The following is a 3,013-nucleotide window of genomic DNA, read 5'->3' on the forward strand; positions in this document are numbered from 1 at the left end:
GACTGGATGGCGGAGGTGGCTCGGCGGTAGCCAGAAAGCCGCTGATCACCAACACCCCGGCAATCAGGGCGGCCTCAAGGGTCACGGTCTGCAACCCCTTGGCCTGCTTGGCCTGTAAGCGGGGCAGAAGCCAGAGACGATTCACGGCGGCAAACCCCACCACCAGAATCACCAACCCTATCTTGAGCAGCAGAAATTGACCGTACGCCGTAGTCCAGAGGTTGGAAGGCTCTTCCAACCGCACCCAGGAAAGGTACACCCCCATCAGTGCAACCAGTACCAACGAGGCAGATCCCAGAACCGAAAGACGGCGAATGGCCCGCAATACCGGCTCGTACCTCGTACCCGGCCAGACCACCGCTAGCATCAGCACGCAACCCGCCCACACCACCCCAGAGCCGAGGTGCAGTAGACCGGCCCAGAGTTGCAGACCGCCTGCAACGCCAGCATGGGAGGTGAGGGTTAGGGTCAGCAGCAAGCCCAGCGCCAGCGGAGGATACATCCAGCGATCCAGGCGGAACCATCCCATCGAGAGCACCAGCAGTCCCACCAGCAAACCCAGCCGCGCCAGCAGCAGGTGGCCCTGGGCGGTCTCGGTCAGGTAGCGCCCCATCAACGAGGTGTCACCTAACATCCAGGTCACGTGGTAGATGCCGTACAGGGTAGCTCCCAGGGTCAGCAAAAATCCCCCCGAGAGCATGTACCACAGTCGCCAGGGTTGGGCGCGGGCTGCCTCCGGGCCTACATAACGGGCGAACACTCCCGCCCCCAGGAGCAGAAAAACCCCAACGTAGAGGGCTGCCCGCAGGACAGACTGGGTATCGTCGTGTTCGTGGGGCATAGCAGAACCTTATGGAGGCTACCGGTCAGGTAGAAGAATGTTCGTAGGGCTTAAGTCGAGGGCTAACCGTTATGTCACTGGTAAAACGCAGTCTCCTGGTTCCACGAATGGGTATGCCTTCTTCGACAACCGCTCTAAGGCCTGTAGACAAAAACGAAGTAATCGGTTACGGAATGGCCGTCCACACCCAAATTCTTCCACATCACCACATAAGCACCGGGCGGAAGATTCGGTTTGAGGGCCAGCGCAACTGTTTTACTGGTGCGGGCGGCAGTTGTTACACCTGCATCCACCCGACGAGCAGCGTCGTTGCGCAGCGGTAGCACCTGGCGCACCAGCGGCTGAGCCAGTTGGTGAAGCCGGGTAGAACTGCTCCAGGCTTCCTGGGGCGCATTGAGCGGATAGACCTTGAAGGTTGAGAGCCGTACCTCAATGGCCTCGCTGAAATTGATGGTGATGACACTGGGAAGGATTTTGAGGGTTGCGTTAGCCGCAGGGGTGGAGCTGTGGTACTCGGCATGGGCCAGCACCATACCCAGCAGCACCGTGCAGGTGAAGAACACTCTTGTCACTAGTTCTCCTTAGATACTTAGATACACTGCGCAGCGTTGGACACAGCCGAACGCCTGGCATGGAAAAACTCCTCGACAAAGGTCGCGTGCTAGGGTTGAGGTGGCCCTCGAGCCGCAGTCGCCTGCAGTAACTCGTCCCTGGCCGGGCGGTCCTCCAGCCCCAAGTGAAGCTTAATGAGGATCGGATGGCCCAAACCAGGGTTTGGAGACTGCGAAGGTACCAACACCTGCAAAAAGCACAAGGGACAGTGCTCGAAGTGGTTATGGGTCTTTCCGGTATCGTGCTTGGGGGCCGGTTCGTGATGCTGAACCCGGACAGGCTCCACCGGAAGCATCACCAGCCCGCGCAAGCCAAAGAACAGCGAGGCCAGCAAAATCACCCCTACCAACCCAACCGCTACAGGTTGCAGGGTTCCGAGCCTGCTGCTTCGCGTAATCACTGCTCATTCACTGTACCCCACGACTGCACTAACGTGGAAGATTTCTAAACAAAGGATCAGGGGCCTTCCTTAAATCGGTCGAATCAGGCCCTCACGCACCAGCTCATGCAGCACCTCTGGTCTGACCTCACCAGCCCGTCCGTCCACAATGGCTTTGAGGGCCGTCAGAGCCTCCGGCTCGCCTCGCTTGAACTGCAAATGCAAATCGCTGAACGGATTGAGGGCATCCTGCCCGCGCAGGGTGATCTGGTAGCGACCCACTGGAGTGATGGGCGAAAGGTGGGCCTGGTAGTGGAGGGAGAGTTCCACGTAGCGTTCAGCATTCTGGGTCGGCTCCACCGGGCCACGCACCCTGGCCGGGATGCCAATTGCCAGCATACCTGAAGGGATTTCCATTCCGGGCGGCACTACTGCACCGGCTCCCACCATGGCCCCTTTTCCCACCCTGGCCTGGTTGAGTACCACCGCTCCAATGCCGATGAGTGCACCCTCTTCCACCTGTGCGCCATGCACCACAGCCCGGTGGCCCACGGTCACGTTTTGTCCCAGAATGCAGGGCTCACCCGGATCGGCGTGCAAGATTGCGCCATCCTGCACATTGCTGCCCGCGCCGATCACCACCTTCTCGGTGTCTGCTCGCACCACCGCACCAAACCAGACCGAAGCCTTCTCGCCAATCTCTACCTGGCCCACAATCAACGCGTTGGGGGCAATAAAAGCCGTGGGGTGAATGTGCGGTGCTCGATCATCTAAGCGGTAAACAGCCATGAATGCTCCTTGATAGGCATAGTCTATGTCGGAATTTTACTCTTGAACATGCCGTAGCGCCTCTTCCAACAACCTTAAATCTTCTGGGAAGGCCAGTAGGCGCCTGGCCTCGGATAGATCAAAAAAGCCTGCCCCACTAAGCCCTTTTTCCAGGAAGATGGGGCCCCTGCCCTCCATCAAAAACCAGTGGATCTCTCGAGCAACTCCTTTGTTATTGACGTAGCGGGTGAGTGGAAGCTCGAGCACCACACTGCCCTTTAGTCCGGTCTCTTCCTCTACCTCGCGCACAGCCGCCTGGGAGAAGCTCTCGCCCGCTTCCAGGTGCCCTTTGGGAAAGCACCAGTACCCTTGTTTGTCTCGAATCAGCAAAACCTCTCCCTGTGCATTGAATA

At 58.8% G+C, this 3,013-nt stretch carries 5 protein-coding genes; all 5 read right to left on the bottom strand.

Going from position 1 to position 3,013, the window contains the following annotated elements:
- The coding region (locus Q0288_RS09480) for a CopD family protein (RefSeq protein WP_299429769.1) at nt 1-841 on the bottom strand (841 nt) is incomplete at its 3' end.
- Nucleotides 842-975: 134 nt separating this feature from the next.
- Nucleotides 976-1,413 (bottom strand): copper resistance CopC family protein, encoded by a 438-nt coding sequence (locus tag Q0288_RS09485; protein ID WP_299429771.1) that lies wholly within the window; start codon nt 1,411-1,413, stop codon nt 976-978.
- Between the two features lie 89 nt (nt 1,414-1,502).
- A complete protein-coding gene (locus Q0288_RS09490; RefSeq protein WP_299429773.1) occupies nt 1,503-1,853 on the bottom strand; it encodes a DUF2946 family protein in 351 nt (116 codons plus the stop codon).
- Between the two features lie 69 nt (nt 1,854-1,922).
- Nucleotides 1,923-2,621 (bottom strand): gamma carbonic anhydrase family protein, encoded by a 699-nt coding sequence (locus Q0288_RS09495; protein ID WP_299429775.1) that lies wholly within the window; start codon nt 2,619-2,621, stop codon nt 1,923-1,925.
- 36 nt (nt 2,622-2,657) lie between these two features.
- The coding region (locus Q0288_RS09500) for an NUDIX domain-containing protein (RefSeq protein WP_299429777.1) at nt 2,658-3,013 on the bottom strand (356 nt) is incomplete at its 5' end.

It is taken from the genome of uncultured Meiothermus sp., from assembly GCF_937863175.1.
Classification (GTDB): Bacteria; Deinococcota; Deinococci; order Deinococcales; family Thermaceae; genus Meiothermus.

What these genes read in the sequence shown, in the direction of transcription:
- Q0288_RS09495 (WP_299429775.1), bottom strand. Translation starts at nt 2,621, where the DNA reads ATGGCTGTTTACCGCTTAGATGATCGAGCACCGCACATTCACCCCACG.